General features: G+C 73.3%; 17 protein-coding genes. 5 read left to right on the forward strand and 12 right to left on the reverse strand.

From position 1 onward, the window contains the following. Positions 1–18: 18 nt before the first annotated feature. Complete coding sequence (locus AC060K_RS00825) at positions 19–864, reverse strand: hypothetical protein (protein WP_483763544.1); 846 nt, start codon at positions 862–864, stop codon at positions 19–21. Positions 865–1,173: 309 nt separating this feature from the next. Here AC060K_RS00825 and AC060K_RS00830 point away from each other — a divergent pair, with 309 nt between their 5' ends. After that, complete coding sequence (locus AC060K_RS00830; protein ID WP_483763545.1) at positions 1,174–1,422, forward strand: DUF2630 family protein; 249 nt, start codon at positions 1,174–1,176, stop codon at positions 1,420–1,422. Positions 1,423–1,432: 10 nt separating this feature from the next. Here AC060K_RS00830 and AC060K_RS00835 read toward each other — a convergent pair whose 3' ends face one another. The 3 genes from AC060K_RS00835 to AC060K_RS00845 form a co-directional block, all read right to left on the reverse strand. Beyond that, positions 1,433–2,080, reverse strand: coding sequence for a hypothetical protein (locus AC060K_RS00835; protein ID WP_483763546.1), 648 nt, complete (start codon positions 2,078–2,080; stop codon positions 1,433–1,435). Positions 2,081–2,169: 89 nt separating this feature from the next. Continuing rightward, positions 2,170–3,810, reverse strand: coding sequence for a cellulose-binding domain-containing protein (locus AC060K_RS00840; protein ID WP_483763547.1), 1,641 nt, complete (start codon positions 3,808–3,810; stop codon positions 2,170–2,172). Positions 3,811–3,930: 120 nt separating this feature from the next. Then, positions 3,931–4,461 carry a DinB family protein gene (locus AC060K_RS00845; RefSeq protein ID WP_483763548.1) on the reverse strand — a complete coding sequence of 177 codons (531 nt, stop codon included), beginning with the start codon at positions 4,459–4,461 and terminating at the stop codon, positions 3,931–3,933. Between the two features lie 90 nt (positions 4,462–4,551). On the opposite strand from AC060K_RS00845, the gene AC060K_RS00850 reads away from it, so the two are divergent. Together AC060K_RS00850 and AC060K_RS00855 are read left to right on the forward strand one after the other, a co-directional pair. Next, positions 4,552–5,172: a class I SAM-dependent methyltransferase gene (locus AC060K_RS00850; RefSeq protein ID WP_483763549.1), complete on the forward strand. Its 621-nt coding sequence runs from the start codon at positions 4,552–4,554 to the stop codon at positions 5,170–5,172. A gap of 74 nt (positions 5,173–5,246) precedes the next feature. Continuing rightward, complete coding sequence (locus tag AC060K_RS00855) at positions 5,247–5,681, forward strand: YkvA family protein (RefSeq protein ID WP_483763550.1); 435 nt, start codon at positions 5,247–5,249, stop codon at positions 5,679–5,681. On the opposite strand, the gene AC060K_RS00860 is transcribed toward AC060K_RS00855, so the two are convergent. The 3 genes from AC060K_RS00860 to AC060K_RS00870 all read right to left on the reverse strand — a co-directional run bounded on the left by AC060K_RS00860 (position 5,647) and on the right by AC060K_RS00870 (position 9,197). After that, a complete protein-coding gene (locus tag AC060K_RS00860; protein ID WP_483763551.1) occupies positions 5,647–6,855 on the reverse strand; it encodes an MFS transporter in 1,209 nt (402 codons plus the stop codon). The genes AC060K_RS00855 and AC060K_RS00860 overlap by 35 nt on opposite strands. A 140-nt stretch (positions 6,856–6,995) precedes the next feature. After that, positions 6,996–7,649, reverse strand: a complete 654-nt coding sequence (locus AC060K_RS00865; protein ID WP_483763552.1) for a DedA family protein — start codon at positions 7,647–7,649, stop codon at positions 6,996–6,998. A 63-nt stretch (positions 7,650–7,712) separates the two neighbouring features. Continuing rightward, on the reverse strand, positions 7,713–9,197 hold the full coding sequence (locus AC060K_RS00870; protein ID WP_483763553.1) for an MFS transporter: 1,485 nt from the start codon (positions 9,195–9,197) through the stop codon (positions 7,713–7,715). A gap of 95 nt (positions 9,198–9,292) precedes the next feature. Between AC060K_RS00870 and AC060K_RS00875 the strand changes: the two genes are divergently transcribed. After that, on the forward strand, positions 9,293–10,585 hold the full coding sequence (locus AC060K_RS00875; protein ID WP_483763554.1) for an alpha-hydroxy-acid oxidizing protein: 1,293 nt from the start codon (positions 9,293–9,295) through the stop codon (positions 10,583–10,585). Here AC060K_RS00875 and AC060K_RS00880 read toward each other — a convergent pair whose 3' ends face one another. Both AC060K_RS00880 and AC060K_RS00885 read right to left on the reverse strand, forming a co-directional pair. Further along, a complete protein-coding gene (locus AC060K_RS00880) occupies positions 10,586–11,656 on the reverse strand; it encodes a GNAT family N-acetyltransferase (protein WP_483763555.1) in 1,071 nt (356 codons plus the stop codon). It abuts the gene before it with no gap. 50 nt (positions 11,657–11,706) lie between these two features. Continuing rightward, positions 11,707–12,063, reverse strand: coding sequence for an iron chaperone (locus tag AC060K_RS00885; RefSeq protein WP_483763556.1), 357 nt, complete (start codon positions 12,061–12,063; stop codon positions 11,707–11,709). Between the two features lie 72 nt (positions 12,064–12,135). Between AC060K_RS00885 and AC060K_RS00890 the strand changes: the two genes are divergently transcribed. After that, positions 12,136–12,633 (forward strand): hypothetical protein, encoded by a 498-nt coding sequence (locus tag AC060K_RS00890; protein ID WP_483763557.1) that lies wholly within the window; start codon positions 12,136–12,138, stop codon positions 12,631–12,633. Positions 12,634–12,646: 13 nt separating this feature from the next. Here the strand turns inward: AC060K_RS00890 and AC060K_RS00895 are convergent, their stop codons facing one another. The 3 genes from AC060K_RS00895 to AC060K_RS00905 form a co-directional block, all read right to left on the reverse strand. Further along, positions 12,647–15,061 carry a pectinesterase family protein gene (locus AC060K_RS00895; RefSeq protein WP_483763558.1) on the reverse strand — a complete coding sequence of 805 codons (2,415 nt, stop codon included), beginning with the start codon at positions 15,059–15,061 and terminating at the stop codon, positions 12,647–12,649. Positions 15,062–15,309: 248 nt separating this feature from the next. Continuing rightward, positions 15,310–15,957: a nucleoside/nucleotide kinase family protein gene (locus AC060K_RS00900; protein WP_483763559.1), complete on the reverse strand. Its 648-nt coding sequence runs from the start codon at positions 15,955–15,957 to the stop codon at positions 15,310–15,312. A 50-nt stretch (positions 15,958–16,007) separates the two neighbouring features. Further along, the gene (locus AC060K_RS00905; RefSeq protein WP_483763560.1) at positions 16,008–16,955 is read right to left on the reverse strand and encodes a hypothetical protein; all 948 of its coding nucleotides are present in this window, start codon (positions 16,953–16,955) and stop codon (positions 16,008–16,010) included. Positions 16,956–17,008 lie beyond the last annotated feature (53 nt).

Raw genomic sequence — 17,008 nt, forward strand, 5'->3', positions numbered from 1 at the left:
TCGATCAGCCCTGGCCGGTCAGAGGCCGCTCTGCTGGCGGCGGAACCGGGAGCGGGCCAGCAGCGCACCGGCTCCCGCGACGACGAACGTGATGGCGGCGGTCGTGACCCAGCCTGCGGTGGCTCCGGTCACCGGCAAGGCGTCCGGCGCGGCGGCGGTGGTCCCGACGGCGTTCCCGCCGGCTGACGTGCCGCTGCCGCTCCCGTCCTGGCTGGTCACCACCTTCGTGGGCGAAGGGCTCGCCGACGACGAGGCGCCGGCGGCAGGCGTGGGGCTCGGGCCGACCAGAGGCTCGGCGGGCTCCGTCGTCGGGCCGGCCGGTCCGACGGGTTCGGGCGTCGGCTCGGGCTCCGGCGTGGGCAGTGGTGTGGGCAGCGCGGTCGGCTGCGGGGTCGGCGCGGACGTCGTCGGCGCGGGCGTCGTCGGCGCGGCCGACGGGCTGGACGTCGGTTCGACGGTGGGGGTCGGCGCGGGGGTCGGCGTCGTGCCCCCGCCGGTGGTGCAGACGGGCTGCTGGCCGCCCTCGCCGAAGTGCTCGTCGTACTCGCTGACCTGGACCCAGGTGATGCAGTAGTCCTCGGCCGTGATCAGGTAGCTCCACGGCAGGTACGCCGTGCCGATGAACCGGCCTGAGGGCTGGTTGTTGAGCGACTCGAAGTGGACGCCCGCGGCGCGCTCCACGCCACCGACGGTGTAGCGGATGTTGACGTGGCCGTGGTCGTCGAACGTCTCGCCGGCGGGGAGGTGGAGCCCGTCGGGAGTGACCCGGTACGGGGTCGGGGCGTCGGACCCGCCCGCGACGGCGGCCGCAGGAGCGAGGAGGACAGCGGCGGACGCGAGCGCCGCCACCGATGCGTAACGCATGGCAGACCTTTCAGGTAGAGAGAAGGGTGCCGGGCGGTCGGTGTCGACGTCTGGGGTAGCCGACCGTCTGGATGCCAGGCGATGGCCCGATGGTACGAGCTGGACGAGCGTCCAGTTCGGCGTCTTTCCGCCGGTCGGGGGCGGTTGTGAAGGCCTGTGCGCGCCTCGGTGTCGTGCACGTCACAGCGGGTTTTCACCCGCGGGGGGTGTCGGCCTGGGCCGCTGTCTGCCGGTGCCTCCGGACGTCACCCGTGCGACGATCGAGGCGGGGCCGCCCCGCGGCCCGCACGAACGACTGGGGAGATCGCCATGACGTCCGACCAGAGCATCCGCGACACGATCAGCTCGCTCGTCGAGGACGAACGCGCCCTCCGGGAGCAGTTCCGGAGCGGGAAGATGAGCCAGGAGACCGAGCGGGAGCGGCTGCGCGCGATCGAGGTGGAGCTCGACCAGTGCTGGGACCTCCTGCGGCAGCGCGACGCCGCCCGCGAGTTCGGGGGAGACCCGGACCAGGCGAGCGTGCGTCCCCCGAGCACCGTCGAGAGCTACAAGGGCTGAACCCGGCAGCTCAGGCCGCCGCCGCGGCGACGTCGCGCACCCAGGGCCCGCGATCGCCGTCGGGCCGGAAGCCCACGCTCCGCAGGTACGCGACCTGGCTGCGCCCCACGTGGGGCACGACGACGCGACGGAACCCCTTGGCCGTGAAGATGCCGCTGCGCCGGTGCACGAACTCGCCCGGCGTGAAGTCGCGGAACCGCTGCGTGACCCAGTCGAGCTCGACGACGCCGACGCCGTCACCCGCGTCGCGCACCTCGACGACGCCGACCGTCTCGTCGCCGCGCTGGACCAGGAACGCCGACCGTTCCTCCCCCGGCGCGGGCTCCGCGACGAACCCCGGCGCGAACCGCTCGATGTCGGCGGCGTGCGTCCGGAGCACGTGGAGCAGGTACGCGTCGTCGGGCGCCACCTCGACCACCTCGTAGACCGATGCGTCGTGCCGCTCGCGGTTCAGCCGCCACAGCCAGTAGACGTTGATCACCGCGATCGCGGCGTTCATCGCGACGAACGGCCAGATGCCGGCGATCGTGTTGTACACGGTGGCGACGACCGAGCCGACCAGGTTGAGCCAGCGGAAGCGCAGCACGCGCGCCTGCGTGAGGGACAGCACCACGAGCGCCGACCCCACCCAGCCGGCGATCTCGAGCCAGGGGAACATGGCTCCGACCCTAGGCGACGACGCGGCCGGGCGAGCGCCGACGGGAGGTCGGTGCTCGCCCGGCCGCGGGGGACGGGCTCAGCCGAGGCTCAGCCGAGGGCCGGTGTGGTCCAGGTGCGCCACTCCGACAGGTTGCCGGTCTTGGACGACGCGGCCTGGAAGGCGCCGGTGGACCCGCTGCCGTTGAGGAGGAACTTCTGCAGGTTGGCGGTCAGCGGGCCGCGCCACTCGGAGCGGGTGGCGCAGTGGGTCCCGTCGGCCACCGCGGAGATGTAGGTGATGTTCGACTGCACGCCGAGCGCGGTGTAGATCTCCCGGCCGGCGAGCGCCGACACGTGTCCGGACCGGGCGCCCAGCCAGTTCACGCTCGGGTTCTCCATGATGTAGAGCCCGCGCGGGGCGACCATGCCGATCACGGAGTGCATGTCGACCGGCAGGCCGGACGTGTTGTTCTGGTACGACGAGAACGCGTCGCCGAGCCACGGCTGCTCGCCGTAGGCGCTGCCGGGCGACTGAGCGCCCGACTCCGTGGCGAGGCCGCGCATGATCGGCACGCCGCCGGCGCCCGACTCGATGGGCATCGTCAGGTCGATCCGCTGGTCGAACGCACCGGCCGCGAACGCGCCCTTGCCGTAGCGGGAGCAGCCGGTGACGCCGAACGAGTCGGTCCGCAGGATGCTGCCGCCCGAGGCCTCGACCACGTCGATGACCCGGCTCACGCCCCACGACCAGGCCGTGAGGATGCCCGTGCTGCTCGTGGCGCCGTAGATCGAGTAGAAGGCGCCCTGCTTGTTGTTGCGGGCCGTGCCCTCACGACCGACGGCGATCGGGTCGAGGTTGATCACGGCGACCCCGGCGTTCTTGATCGTCGTGGTGTCGGCGCCGAGACCGCCCAGGACGATGACGGCCGGGTAGGGGGCGCTGCCGGTGCTCGGCAGCTCGACGCTCGCCGAGAAGCTCGAGCTGCGGCCGTTGTGCGAGACGTTCACGGTGATGCCGGTCCGGCTGACCGTCCCTGTGACGCTCGACGGCTTGCCGGGCTTGTCGCCGTAGATGGTGTTCTCGGCGAGCTCCTTGATCTCGGCGCGACGGCAGGTCCAGTCCGACTTGGCCGTGATCCGCGTGCCGTTCAGGCGCAGGAACGGGTCGGGCAGCCGGGAGTTCGACCCCGGGGCGGTGCCGGACACGGTGCAGTGCGACCCGTCGAACTCGCCGCCGGACGGCGGGGGAGTCGGGGTCGGGGTCGGGGTCGGCGTGGGGGTGGGCGTGGGCGTGGGCGTAGGTGTGGGGGTGGGTGTCGGATTTCCGCCGATCGCCCCGGTGCAGGCCACGCCGTTGAGCGTGAAGCCCGTCGGCGTCGCCGTGGAGCCGCTGCCGATGAAGCCGAACGAGGCGCTGGCGCCGGTGCCGAGGGCGGCGTTCCAGGCCACGTTGGTCGCCGAGACCTGGCTCCCGCTCTGCGTGACCTGGGCGTTCCAGGCCTGCGAGACGGTCTGCCCGTTCGTGAACTGCCAGCCGAGGGTCCAGGAGGACACGGGATCCCCGAGGTTCTTGATGCTCACGTCGCCCTGGAAACCGCCCTGCCACGAGTTCACGACGCGGTACGTGACCTCGCAGCCCGTGGCGGCGGTGGCGGAGGGAGCGATGACGGTGGCGGCCGCCGTGGCGGTCGTGACGAGGGACGCGACGGCGGCGAGGGCCGCCCAGCGTGTTCGACGTCGGGTGCGCATACGGGATCTCCTTTGATCGGGCGGGACGCACGCCACCGTACTGACGCGACACTCTTTGAGACACGGCCTAAAACGTTTGACGTGCAACGTTTTCCACGGCTAGAGAACCACGGGCGCTCGTCAGAGGTCGGTGGCGCCGTCCAGCGCCTCGCGCAGGAGGTCCGCGTGGCCGGCGTGCCGCGCGTACTCCTCGACGAGGTGCACCAGGATCCACCGGAGGCTCACCACCGAGCCGTGCCGCTCCCGGACCGAGGTCGTGTCGAGCCCGCCGCCGCCCGCGAGCGCCGTCTCGAGGTCGCGGTCCGACTGCTCGACCGCGGCGACGAACAGGTCGTCGGCCTCCTGGGGCGTGAGTGAGCGGGCGAGGTGCCAGTCCCAGTCGGCGTCGTCGGACCACGGGGCGTCCGCCCAGGGCTCCCCGGCGGTCCTGCCGAGGAGGATCTCGCCGAACCAGAACTGCTCCACCCAGGCGAGGTGCGTGAGGAGGCCGCCGAGCGTCATGGACGACGGCGCCAGCGGGGTGGTGAGCTGCTCGCCCGTGAGGCCCTCGCACTGGCGGCGCAGCGTCGCGCGGTAGTGGTCCACGAAGGAGCGGAGCATGGTGAGCTCGTCGGCGACGTGGGGCGGGTCGGTGCGGGCGATCGTGGTCATGCCGGACACGGTAGGCGATCATGGTCCGGGCTCTTCGCAGCCAGCAGCCATGTTCGTCCGGAGGATCCGCGACACCCAGGAGGACCGCCCGTGAGCGACCCGACAGCCCGGCAGCGCCAGGTGTGGGACACGGTGGCCGAGAGCTACGACCGCCAGATGGGCCTGCTGGAGCGCGTCGCGTTCGCCGGCGGGCGGGAGTGGCTCGGTTCCCGGGCCCGGGGCCGGGTCCTGGAGGTGGCCGTGGGCACGGGCCGCAACGTGCCCTTCTACCCGGCAGTGGCGGAGGTGACGGGGATCGACCTCAGCCCGGCGATGCTCGCGGTGGCCCGGCGCCGGGTGGCGGGCCTCGGCCGGCCGGTGGACCTGCGGGTGGCTGACGCCGAGGCGCTGCCGTTCCCGGACGCCACCTTCGACACGGTGGTCTGTGCGCTGTCGTTGTGCAGCATCCCGCGTCCGGACGTGGCCGTCGGGGAGATGGTGCGTGTGCTCGTGCCCGGCGGGCGGCTGCTGCTCCTGGACCACGTGGGCAGCGACCGGTGGTGGTTCCTCGCGGCGCAGCGGTGGTTCGAGCGGTTCACGGTCCGGACGGCGGGGGAGTACTTCACGCGTCGCCAGCTGCCGCTCGTGGAGGAGGCCGGGCTCCAGGTCGTGGAGTCGGTGCGGCTCAAGCTGGGCACCGTCGAGCGGATCCATGCGTTGAAGGCGGCGTGAGGCGGCGCGGACGCGCCGTCGTGTCAGTCATCCTCGCTACGGTGAGGCCCGTACCTGCGACGAAGGAGCACCACGTGCCCACCTCTCCCTCACCCCACCCGCTTCCGCCGCCGATCGAGCCCACGCGGGCGATGGGCGTCATCAAGACGCTGTCGCGGAAGATCGGCCGGGAGCTGCTCGAGAAGGCCCTGCTGGCGTACTACCTCGCCATCGACCCGCAGACGCCGCAGGGCGTGCGGCTGAAGCTGCTCGGTGCGCTCGCGTACCTGGGCCTGCCCATCGACGTGATCCCGGACGCGCTGCCGGGCGGGTTCGTCGACGACGCGGCGGTGCTGGTGTGGGCGCTCATGGCGGTGATCACTCACGTGCGCGTGCGGCACCTGCGGCGGGCTCGGACGATGATGGTCAAGCTGGGCGTCAAGGCCGAGGCCGTGGACCCCTCGCTGCCCGACGACGCCCCGCTGAACGAGGGCTTCATGGGGCGGCGGGCTCCGGAGTCCGGCCGGTGACCGGGCGCTGACCCGGCGTGCGGCCGGCCACGACGGCGACGAGCACCTGCGTCCCGGCGATCGCGGCGAGGAGGACGAGGGCAGCCGACCAGGTTCCCGTGCGCTCGACGAGGTGACCGGCGACGACGGGCCCGACGGCGGCGGCCAGGTACCCCACGGACTGCGCCATCCCGGAGAGACGGGTGGTCTCCGCCTGGGAGCGTCCGCGCAGGCTGAGGAGCGACAGCGCCACCACGAGCGACGCGCCCGACCCGAGGCCCGCGAGCGTGACCCAGACGAGCACCGGCCCCGGGGCGAGCAGGAGGCCCAGGGCGGCGGCGAGCATGGGCACGCTCGCGACGACACCGGCGGCGATCTGGTGGCGGCCTCGCATGAGGAGCGGGACCAGCAAGCCCGACCCGATGCTGACCACCTGGTAGAGGAGCATGTGGAGCCCGGCGTCGCGGTCGTCCACGCCCACGGAGGCCTCGATCGAGGGCAGCCACGTCACCATGAAGTAGAACGTCGTGGACTGCAGGCCCATGAAGGCAGTGAGCCACCACGCCATGGGGCGGCGCCAGACGGTCGGCCCGGAGTCGGCGGCGACGGCGGTGGGCGCAGGCCCGGCGGCGAGGGTGCGGGGGAGCCACGCCGCGGCGACCACGACCGCGAGGACCGCCCAGACGGCCAGCGCCGGGCGCCAGCCGGACTGGTCGGCGATCGGGACCGACACGGCGCTGGCGATGCCCGCGGCACCCGCGAGGAACGCCGAGTACACGCCGGTGGCGCGGGAGACGTCGGCGGCGTAGTCGCGCTTGACGATCGCGGGCACGAGCACGTTCCCGACGGCGATGGCGCAGCCGATCACGGCGGTGCCGATCCAGAGCCCCGCCGGCCCGGTGTACGAGCGGGCCAGCGTGGCGGCGGCCAGCACCACGAGCGCCCCCAGCACCGCACGCTCGGCGCCGACCCGGGACGAGAGCCGGTGCACCAGAGGCGACATGACGGCGAAAGCCAGGAGCGGCAGCGCCCCGAGGAGCCCGAGCGCTCCCTCACCGAGGCCCTCGTCGGCGCCGATGCGGGGGAGCACGGGACCCACCGCGGTGATCGCCGGCCTCAGGCACAGGGTGACGAGGAAGACGGTCGCGGCCAGCAGCGCGGCACGGCGCACCAGGGCCGGGGGCGGAACGGTCACAGGGGGTCCTCTCGCAGGTGGTGGGCGCGACGTCGCCCGGGCCCACCGTGCCAGGCTGGTTGCCCGGGGCGAGCGCCGTGTCAATATACGGCCGCCCGCCGGGGTCTCCGGACCACCGGCGGGACCACCCGCGCGACGGCCTACGCGGTGCTCGCGCGGTCCTGCCGCCAGGCGCGGACCCCCGCCACCACGGACGCGGCGACGACGACCAGCGCGACCGCGTAGGCGACGGGCCGGATCGCGGGGTCGGAGGCCGCGAGGTAGCCGATGACGGTGATGAGCACGCCCCAGCTCAGGGCACCGAACACGTTCGCCGTGAGGAAGCGGAGGTACTCCATGCCCGCGACGCCGGCGATCGGCGGCACGAAGACCCGAGCCCAGGGCACGTACCGGCCGATGACCACGGACCACCAGCCGAACAGCTCGTAGAAGCGCTCGGTCCGGACGACGGCGCCCTGCACCCACCGGCCCCCGCGCCGGGTGAGGTAGGGCCGGCCGTACCGGCGGCCGAGCAGGAAGCCCACCTGGTCGCCGGCAACCGCGGCGACCCCCACGCCGATCGCCAGCACCCAGATGTTGACCGAGTCGGTGGAACCGGCCACGAGCCCGGCGCCGAAGAGGAGCGAGTCGCCCGTCAGGAACGGGACCACCACGCCGACGAACAGCGCCGTGCCGGCGAACACGAGCCCCCACACGATGAGGTAGAACGCGACCGGGCCGACCACGTCGAGCCAGCCCGCGACGTCGTCGGACACGGCGAGCGGGACGGCGGCGGACGGCAGGGTGGTGGCCACGACCGGATCGTAGCCCGCGGCCCGGCGCCGAGGTGGCCCGGCGCCGGGCGAGCGCGGGGCGGGTCAGGCGGTGGCGGCCTCGAGGTCGCGGCGCCCGTCGACGCCGCTGCCGTGCGGGAACCGCACGAGCAGCATGAGGCCCAGGCCGAGGAGCACCACCAGGATGATGCCGAGGATGCCCCAGTACTGGGCGCCGAAGATCGCGATGAACACGGCGAAGGCCGACTGGGCGAGGAAGCTCGCCGCGCGGCCGGTGGTGGCGTAGAGGCCGAAGGCCTCGGCCTCGTGCCCGGCGTCGGTCAGTCGCGCGAGCAGGGCGCGGCTGGCCGACTGGGCCGGGCCCACGAAGATGCACAGCGCCAGGCCCCAGACCCAGAAGATCTGCTGGCCGCCGTCGTGCTGGAAGAACAGGACCACGCCGGCGACGACGAGGCCCACGAGCGAGCCGATGACCACGAGGCGCGGGCCGATGATGTCGTCCAGGAAGCCGGCGGCGATCGTCGCGGCCCCGGCCACCACGTTCGCGACGATGGCGAACACGATGACCTGGCTGTCGTCGAAGCCGAACGTGCCGACAGCGAGGATGCCGCCGAACGTGAAGACGCCCGCGAGGCCGTCGCGATACACGGCGCTCGCCAGCAGGTACCAGAGGGTCGAGCGTCGGCCCCGCCACAGGCCCGCGATGTCGCGGCCGAGCTTGGCGTACGCGCCGACGAGGCTCACGCCGCTGCCCGCGGGCTTGCGCGGTGCGTCCGGGACCCAGAGCAGGACGGGAAGCGCGAACACCAGGTACCAGATGGCCGACAGGAGCACCGACACCCGGATGTTCATGCCCATCTCGCTCGTGACGCCGAACCAGCCCACGTCGGGGTTGATGAAGCCCACGAACAGGATCAGGAGCAGGACGATGCCGCCCACGTACCCGGCGCCCCAGCCCCAGCCGGAGACCCGCCCGATCGTGCCGGGCGTCGAGATCTGCAGCAGGAGCGCGTTGTACGCCACGCCCGCGAGCTCGAAGAACACGTTGCCCACGGAGAGCAGCACCACGCCGAGGATGACGGCGTCGGCCTTGGAGCCGGGCGTCGGCTGGACCCAGAACATGGCGACCATGGCCGCGATGACCGCCATGGTGTTGACGGCGAGCCACGGCTTGCGGCGGCCCTGCGAGTCGGCGAGCGCCCCCAGCGCCGGGGCGAGGAGCGCGACGGCGAGGCCGGCGACGGCGAGGCCTGCGGCGATCCAGGTGGAGTTGCGCGCCACGATCTCGGTCGCGTCCTGCCCCTCCTCGACGAAGACGCCGCTGGTCAGCCAGGTGGTGAAGACGAACGTGGTGACCACGGCGTTGAACGACGCCGACCCCCAGTCCCACAGCGACCAGGCCACGACCTGGCGGGGTGTCCCCGGGCCGCTCGCCTGGCTCGGTGCGGCGGCGGCGACCCCCAGGGCGGCGTTCAGCGCGGGCTCGGGCGTGGGTGTGGACGGCAGGGCGGACGGGTCGTTCCTCGGAGCGGTCGCGTCGTCGGGGCCGGTCGGTGTCGGTGCAGGCACGTCGGGATAGTAGACCCGGCGGAGCGTCCCACGACGGACCACGGACGAACAGAAGATGAACTGTGACCTGAGGGCCGCGTGGCAGGATGCGCGCCATGCGCAACTTCGGCAGGGCGGTGCAGTCCCGGATCTACTCCCGCGGCGTGTACGGGCGCCGTCCCGTGGTGCCCACGACGCCCGCCCGCCTCGAGGCCGCCGCCCAGCGGCGCATGTCCGACGTCGCCTGGTCGTACGTGGCCGGGGGCGCCGGGCAGCAGCGCACCGTCCGGGCCAACACGGAGGCGTTCGGCCGGTACCGGATCGTGCCCCGCCAGCTCGTCGACGTGGGACAGCGGTCCCTGTCGACGACCCTCCTCGGGCGGGAGCTGCCCGCCCCCCTGCTGTTCGCGCCGGTCGGTGCCCTCGAGCTCGCGGTCCGCGGCGGCCCGCGCGCCGCCGAGCCGGAGCTGGCCCGCGCGGCCCGGGCGCTCGGCCTGCCCGTCATCATCTCGTCGCAGGCCTCCACCCCCATGGAGGACACCGCCACCGCGCTCGGCGAGTCGCCCCGCTGGTTCCAGCTCTACTGGTCGTCGTCCGACGCCGTGGTCGCGTCGTTCGTGGCTCGCGCCGAGGCGTCCGGCTGCGAGGCGATCGTCGTCACGGTCGACACCCACGTGCTCGGCTGGCGCACCGGCGACCTCGACCTCGGCTACCTGCCGTTCGCCAGGGCGGAGGGCCTCGCCCAGTACCTGGCCGACCCGGCGTTCCGCACCCTGGTGGAGGAGCGGGTCGCGACGCCCCCCTCGGGCCCGGCCGTGACGTCGTCGGGCAGCAGGCCCACCCTGGCTGCCGTCCGTGCGCTGATCTCCATGGCCCGCCACCACCCCGGCTCCACCTGGGCGAACCTGCGCTCCCCGCTGCCGCGCGCCGCCGTCGAGACGTTCCTCGACGTGTTCTCCCGGTCGACCCTCACCTGGGCGAACCTCGCGTGGCTGCGCGAGCGCACCACGCTCCCCATCCTCGTCAAGGGCGTCCAGACCGCCGACGACGCCCGTGCCGCCCTCGACCACGGCGCCACCGGAGTCATCGTCTCCAACCACGGGGGACGCCAGATCGACAACGCCATCGCCTCCCTCGACGCCCTCGCACCCGTGGCCGACGCCGTCGGCGGGCGGGGCCCCGTCCTCTTCGACTCCGGCGTCCGGTCCGGCGCCGACGTCTTCACCGCCCTCGCCCTCGGCGCCGACGCCGTCCTCCTCGGCCGCCCCTGGGTCTACGGCCTCACCCTCGCTGGGGCGGACGGCGTCCGCGAGGTCACCGAGCACGTCCTCGCAGAGCTCGACGTCACCATGGCGCTCGCGGGCGTGCGGACCGTCGCGGAGATCGGGCGGCAGAACCTCGCGTCGTGACTACGCCGTCGGGACCCAGTAGCGACGCTTGCTCTTCCCACCGTGGGTGACCACCGACTCCAGCTCGCCGCCGCACCGCTCGATCACCGTCGCCGAGGCGAGGTTGTCGTCGTCGCACGTCACCAGCGCCCGGTCGACCCGCAGCGCCGCGAGCACCGCCAGACCCGCCCGCAGCAGCGCCGTCCCGTACCCGCGGCCACGGAAGCCCGGGCGCACCCCGTACCCGACGTGCCCGCCCACCACGGCCAGCTCCCCGGTCAGCGCGAACCGCACCGACAGACGTCCCACGAGCTCGCCGTCGGCCTCCGCGACGAGGAACGCGTGCGGCACCCGGGGGAGCTCGGCGCCACGGCGCTCGCGGGCGAGGCGTGCCACGTGCCCGGCCCACGTCTCGTCGTCGCGCAGGAACAGGAACGGCCAGCCGCCGAGCTCGGCGTGCGCCGCCCGGGCGGCGTCCTCGTCGGTGACGGTGAGCTCGCGCAGCACGAGGCCGCCGGCGCGGCGCTGCGCCTCGTCCAGGCCGGGGACGGGATGGCCGAGGGCCGCGAGCCGGTCGAGCCAGCCGCGGGCGGTCGCGCCGTCGAACGGGGCCTTGCCGTCGCGCACCTGCTCGAGGAGGGCGTCGGCGTCGTGCCGCACCTGGGCCACCACCTCGGGCGGGTACCCGTACCGGACCTGGTGCTCGGCGAACTCGTCCTCGTCGTCGATGAACGCGGGCAGGGTGGTCTTGCCGATCACGTCCAGGTCGAGGTCGGGCATGGTGACCTCGTGCCCGGCCTCCGTGGCCGACCAGCGGGGTGTGCCCGAGAGGTCCACGTAGATGTGGGTGCCGGTGGGGTGCCACGCGTTGAACGTCGCGGTCCAGCCCGCCTCCGGGAACAGGGCGACGCTGTCCCACACGCCGGTGAACGACGCCCCCGGCCGCGTCGAGCGGGTGCCCGCCGGCTGGCCCAGCCAGATGCCGTGCTCGTCCGTGCCGAGGTAGACGGACTCGCTCTCCCAGTGCGGTGACCCGTCCCACTTGGTGAAGCGGACGTGGACCGGGGAGCCGGGGCGGGAGGGCGTCGACATGCCTGGACGATATCGCCCCTGCTCACCGCCCCGGCAGGGGAACCGGCGGGCTACCGCGACCTCATCGCGTCGATCTCGTCACGGCGCAGGAGGATCAGGCGGTCCAGGACGTCGTCGGGCAGCGGACGGTCGGGGGTGAAACGGACCGTTCCCTTGGCCAGCGACCAGCCCTCCAGGTCCGGGGCCACCGCCTCGACGGCCGGCGGGCTGAAGGGGTAGAGCCCGATGTGCTTCGCGGTCGCGCGCGCCGACACCAGCGGGCTGCCCCGGTAGCGCAGCGCCGCCATGCCGTAGCTCATGCCCTCCTCCGCCTCCGGCACCAGCTCGACGGCGCGGGCGCGGACGTGGTCCACGGCGTCGCGCACCGGGCCGTCGAGCGTCGCGATGTAGTCGGTGAAGTCACCCATGGGGCCATGGTGCGCCGCCCGGGCCGACGGCGCGACGGGGCCGGGTCCCGGCCCTCCGGTACCGTCCGGGGGATGACCGACCGCTTCGAGCCGGTGCGCCGGCGCTACCTGTCCCTCGGCACCGGCGAGCTGGCGAGCGCCGTCGTCTTCGCGGCCGCCGGTCTCCTGCTGTCCCAGCAGCTCGGCGCACGGGCGGCGGCAGCGCTGTGGTGCGCCCTCGTCCCGCTCCTCGTCGTCCTCGTCGAGGGCGGCGCGTACTGGCTCGCGGCGCGGCGCTGGGTCGGCCGCGCGGCGATGCCGTGGTCGCTCGCGAGGTTCTTCGACGCCCTCCGCCTCGCCAACCCGCTCCTGCTCGCCGCCGGGCTCGCCGGCGTGGTCCGGTGGTGGCCCGACGACGTGTCCGTTGCCGTGTTCGTCCTGTTCGTGTGGGCGTTCGGCGTGGTCGAGCACGTCAACTACTTCGTGGTCCGGCTCTCGTACCCTGCCCGGGAGTGGGCCAGACGGGTCGCCCGACGGCGGACCCCCGTGCTCGTCAGAGACGTGCGACGGGGGCTCGCCGTCGGGCGCTGACGCCCGGGACGTCTCAGCCGTGATCCTGCGGAGACCAGCCGTCGTCGCCGGCCAGGTAGTCCGCCACCTCGTGGTCAGCGGCCTGGGCCCGCGTCAGCTGCGGCCGGTGCTCGTTCACGAACGCCCCCGGACCCCAGTTCCGGTACTCCGCGTTGCTGCCCTCGGACCAGTCGTAGCCCGACATCGTCGTCCACGGGTCCGCCTTGAGGTGGTTCCCCAGCCACGAGTCCCGCACCACCACGCGCGGGTCGTTGTCCGGCGCGCTGCTCGGGTGCCACGGCCGCCCCAGGTAGTAGCTGCCCCGGCCCGCGTTCGAGATCAGGCGCGAGCCCGTGACCAGGAACCCGCGCGAGAACTCCCGCGACGTGCTCGGCGCGAACACGTAGCCCGACGGGTCGCTTCCCCGGCGCAGCGCCTTGATCGTCGAGCCCTCGATCACCGCCGTCGCCCGGCCGAAGACGAAGTCCACGTCACCCTCGATCCAGCTGTCGTGCACGTACACCCGCGCCGGGGTGGTCGCCGACGCCGAGTCCAGGTACAGCGTGTCCTGGTTGCCGAGGAACCGGACCTTGTCGAACACGACCCGGTCCGCCGTCGTCTTCACCGCCACCGCCTGCCTGCTCGTGATCTCCGGGTGGGCCGCCTCGTCGAACGCGTTCTCGAACGTCACGGCCCGCGCCTCGAAGCCCGCACCCGCCACCGTCACGCTCGCACTACCCGTGGTGCCCCACGTGCCGCCCTCCGGACGCGGGGTACCCGCCGCCCGGTCGTCCGTGATGACCACGTCCGCGGGGTCACCTGTGACCCCCAGGAACGACAGGTCCGTCCGTGCCCGGTCCACCACGACCCGCCCCTGGTACGTCCCCGGCCGGAACATGATCTCCACCCGCTCCACGGTGCCCGTCGGCGCCAGGTCCACAGCACCCTGCGCCGTCGTCGCGTCACCCGAGCCGTCCGCCGCGACCACGATGTGCTCGTGCCCGCCCAGGTTCTCCGGGCCCGCGAGCTGCCCCACCACCCGCGGGACCGACTGCACCGGGTGCACCGTCCGCCGCAGCACGCCCTCCCACGCCGGCACCTCCGTGATGTCCGGGTCGTGCGTCGCGTTGTGCGCCGCCAGCAGGTCGACGGGCTCACCGTTGACCGTGTTGCCACCCTCCGTCATCGACGTGCCGTTGTACCGGCCGATCACGCCGCCCACCTCGAAGCCCTCCGGCAGCGTGAACGCGTTCGCCTCCGCCAGCAGGTGCGACTCCTTGCCCACCCCCCACGAGTACGCGTACGGGATACCCGTCCCCGCATCCTGCACGTAGTGGTTGTTGTAGACGTCCACCTGACCGAACCGCACCCGCGGCACCCGCTGCCCCAGGTTCTGGAACAGGTTGTGGTGCATCGTGATCCGCAGCTTCCCCCGGTCCGTGGTCCGCGAGTCGCTCGACCCCACCAGCATCGACTTGTCGTGGTCGTGCAGCCGGTTGTACGACACCGTCACCAGGTCCGACGCGTTCGTGATGTCCAGCAGGCCGTCGTGCACCTGGTACGGACGCCCGAAGTACAGCGGCTGCGCCGAGTCCAGGTTGTCCCCGTCACCCAGGTCGTTGTGATCGATCCACAGGTTCGTGCTCTCCCGGACCGTCACCAGGTCGTACTCCGAGTTCCACGCCCCCGCGTCACCGTCCGTCGGGTCCCACGCCGGGAAGCAGTCGTGCGCGTCCACCAGCGTCAGACCACGCACGATCACGTTCTGCACACCGATGATCTGCAGCGCGGCACCGTTGATCTCCGCCCCCGGCGCACCGATCAGCGTCGTGTTCGACCCCAGCTTCGCCGTCACGTGCGCCGCGTGCGCCCGCTGCGACGCCTTCCGCGCATCCTCCACCGGACCGGTCGGCACCACGTCCATACCCCACACCGCCGTGTCGTACGTCGCCAGGTACTGCTCCAGCGAGTACCCCGGCTGCGCGAACGCCTCGCACCCCACCGGGTTGCCCTCCGCGTCCGTGTTCGCGTCGATCTGCCCGTCCACCACCACGATCTTCGGGTCGTTCCCAGCCACCGCAGCCTTCAGCTCCGGCCACGTCCGCACCGTCACGACGGCGCTCGCGGCCGAGCCGCCGGTGGTGCCGGCGCCTGCGGAGGCCCAGCCGTCGCCGGTGGGGAGGGTCTGCCGTGCGAGGCGTTCGAGGGCACGGCCGTGGTGGTCGTTCTCGGCGTGGCCGTGGCCGTCGTGGGCGTCTCCGGCGGCAGCCGGGGGGACGGCGAGGGCGGCGATCGTCAGGCCCGCGGCGGCCGCGGCGACGGCCGCTCCGTGCACGGCGCGCCGGCTGGTCCAGCGGCCGGTCCGCAGCTTGGCCGTGGAGCGGGCGCCCGGCTCGGCCCCAGGGGGTGGGACGGAGGGGGACGAAGGGGTGGAGCGTGGAACGTGCATTGCGACCTCCGGGTCGGCTCACCGTTGAACCACCGGCTGGGAAACCGGTTTCTCACACCCAAGCACAGAGGAGGGTTCCCGCACAAGGGGTTCGACGGAGACGTTGGACTGCGCTTACCGCTGCGGCCCGGCGCCCCGCCCGCGCCCTTCCGCGCACATCACTTCGGCACTTTGTCGTGGGGGGGGGGGGGGGGCGGGGGGCGCGCCCCCCCCCCCCCCCCCGACAAAGTGCCGAAGCAATGTGCGCGTCAGCGTGTGCCGGGCGGGAGGAGCGCGGGCGAGTCGACGTCGGTGTTGTCGACCACGTGCTTCGCGCGCAGCCGGGGCGCGCACTCCGCGAGGTACAGGCGCTGGCCCTCCACGTAGCGCCGCATCGACGGATGGGCCGGGTCGGGCGGCGAACCGTCCCGCACGGCCATGCGGCGGGCGGTCTCCGCGAACGGTACGTCGAGAAACACCGACCAGTCCCAGCGGTCACGGAGCTCGTCACGGTGGAGGAACATCCCTTCGACGATCACGACAGCCCGCTCGGGGGCGAGCTCCTCCGCGTCGTCGGTGGGCTCGTCCCGCACGTGGTCGAACGCTCGCCGACGAAAGTGCCCGTCGCCGTCCGGCCCGAGCGGGTCGAGGACGAGGCGGATGAGCGAGGCAAGGTCGACGGAGTCCCGGTAGAACCCTTCCGGTGACTCGCGGCCGAGCCGGTACCGCACGGCACGTGGGTTGAGGAAGTCGTCGGCGTGCACCACGACGACCTGCCGGTCACGGTCGGTCAGCCGCCGCTCGAGCCCGGCCGCGAACCGGGTCTTGCCGCTCCCGTCCACCCCGTCGACGGCGACGAGCACCCGCCGTCCAAGGCTGGGTACGTCCCGGGCGAGCGTCTCGAGCAGGTGCGGCACACGCTCATCGTCCCAGGGGCGAGCGCTTCACCGACCGGGTGCTCCAGTGCTCAGCTCGGCGGCGGGAGCAACGGGTTCACTCGCAGGCCTGCGCGAACGGCAGCGGGAAGGTGACGCGCGACGCGTTCCACGACGTCGTCGGGCCGGTCACGAGCGGTGGCTCTCTCGATCGTCCACTGCTCGCGCATGGCGTCGCCCCGCCGCTTCTCGTCGATCAGTGCCAGCCTGCCGTCGTAGCCCGAGCCGAAGGCGCCGTCCGCGTACTTGATCTGCCCGTCGAACTCGACACCGACGCGCCATTCTGTCCAGCCCACGTCGACATGGAAGAGCCCGAGACGCGTCGGGACCGGCGCCTGTGTCTGCGGGCGAGGAAGGCCTGCTCGCGCAAGGATGTAACGCAGCCACGTCTCCCAGACGGATTGAGCACCGCACGTGGTCAGGTCGAGGACCAGCGCCGCCCTGCGGATGCCGTTCGCCTCGCCGTGCTGGGCGAGCAGTTCCCGGGTGCGGTCCCGGTCGAGGCCGTTCGACATGGCCCAGTCGGCGACGACGAGCGCCTCGAGCGGGTGCATGGTCATGGCGCAGTCGACGACCGTGCGGGCAAGCGACGTCACGGGCAGCCCGCCCGCCTCCGCCCGGTCGGCCGGCGGGACGTCTGTGACATGCCGCGCGACATCGCGGGCCGCGCGCGAGGAAGGCCGGTAGCCCTGGATCACGTGGGTGCGCACCGGTGGTCGCCAGAGCGGCGACCCGAGGAGCAGGGCGGCCGTCTCGTGACTGAACCGGTGATCGGCGCGGAGCTGCCGGTGCAGCCCGCGCGCCCGGTCGACAGCGCGGTCGTAGGCGTCGCGGGCCTTCGCGGACCGATCAGCACCTGGGCCGATCGGAGCCCGGTACACCCCACGCCGGACGCGCTCGAGCTCGCCCGCGTTCAGGGCGCGCACGAGCGCGTCGCGGTTCGTCTCGCGTGCGATCACGACGTCCGTCCCAATGGTCATGCGACGAGACTGCCTGCTTCCCGGGCCCCGTAGGCGGTCGTCGCCACATCTGT

The organism is Antribacter sp. NEAU-D49, from assembly GCF_057158775.1.